Consider the following 1,213-nt stretch of genomic DNA (forward strand, 5'->3'; position numbering starts at 1 on the left):
GCGGTGATCGCTGCGCTTGCCGCCAGCGATACCAGCAGCATGAAGCCCAACGCGGCAACCAGGCCGAGGCTTGCCGCCCGCGCCCGCACCAGGCGCGAAAGCGACAGGCCGTCGGCTTTTGCCTTCCAGATCTCGTTCAACGACTGTTGCATCTCACCAAATAGATGTCGAGGCGAGGAAGCGACGGAACTCCGTGGAGCAGCGCTTCTGCCTCGCAACCTCAATACTGCCGGGGCACAATGGATATATCGCTTGTCCCGGCAATACACGTGCACACCCCAGTCGCTCAAGCTAGAGAGCCGGCCTCCCCTTCCTTCCGCCGCCTCCAAGCCAGATCGCCACGGCCAGCAATGCTGCCGGCACCGCAATGCGCCACCAGCATTGCGGTCGTTGCTGTTGCTATTGCCGCCGGCGAAGCCACCGTGCGCAGCCACTGTGCCAACGCCGCCGCCTTTGCAGCAGCCACCGGTCCCGCCCAGTCCGCTACCGCCGCCGCCAAAACCGTCGGACCCGGCTGTACCGCTACCGCCGCCGCCACCGCCCAGTCGAGGCCGACATCGACCGCACCGTCGCCGCCCTTGCCGACCAGTGCCTTGGCATTGGCGATGGTGAGATCGTTGGTCGCGACGTTGCCGGACTGCACGAATACGCTACGATGCTGGTTGTCGCCGGAGAGCGTGTGGTTGCCGCCGATGACGGTCACGTCCTTCTGCATGATCGGCAGGTTGGCGCGCAAGGTGCTGTCCATGGGTGAACGTGATGCTGTCGCCGTCGTGGGCGTGGATGATAGCACTCCTGAGATCCGTCTCGTCTTGGACAATCCAGTCGGTGGCTCTTGCCGGAAACGCTGTCCACAGCGTGCCTGCTGTTAGAAGGATGCCAGCGTCAGGCGTGTTCCCGACGTCGACAGACAGGTTTGCCCAAGCAGGGCGGCCGTCAAGCGAGTCCGCGTGACATCGACTTTTCTACCCATCTGCCCGGCTCCCGGAATCCCCCGAATTGGAGGATCTTAAAACCGATTCTTTGCCCTCAGACGGTCCACCCCGACCGGCAAAATCGACCGCATCTCGGCTGCCCCGATGGCCACGGGTATTGTTTGTCCGCCTGCAACTTCGTAGGGCCATGGACACCATCGTTCACCAGGTGATGCCGAGCTTGAGCTTGCCGGAATAGCTCTTCAGGTTGCCGGAGAACTCGCCCTGGAAGGTGGCTG

At 63.3% G+C, this 1,213-nt stretch carries 1 protein-coding gene; it reads right to left on the minus strand.

Annotated elements, in window-relative coordinates:
- Positions 1–286 precede the first annotated feature (286 nt).
- A complete protein-coding gene (locus tag FJ867_RS28880; RefSeq protein ID WP_181168473.1) occupies positions 287–748 on the minus strand; it encodes a hypothetical protein in 462 nt (153 codons plus the stop codon).
- Between the last annotated feature and the right edge of the window lie 465 nt (positions 749–1,213).

The sequence above is a fragment of the Mesorhizobium sp. B2-5-3 genome, from assembly GCF_006441005.1.
Lineage (GTDB): Bacteria > Pseudomonadota > Alphaproteobacteria > Rhizobiales > Rhizobiaceae > Mesorhizobium.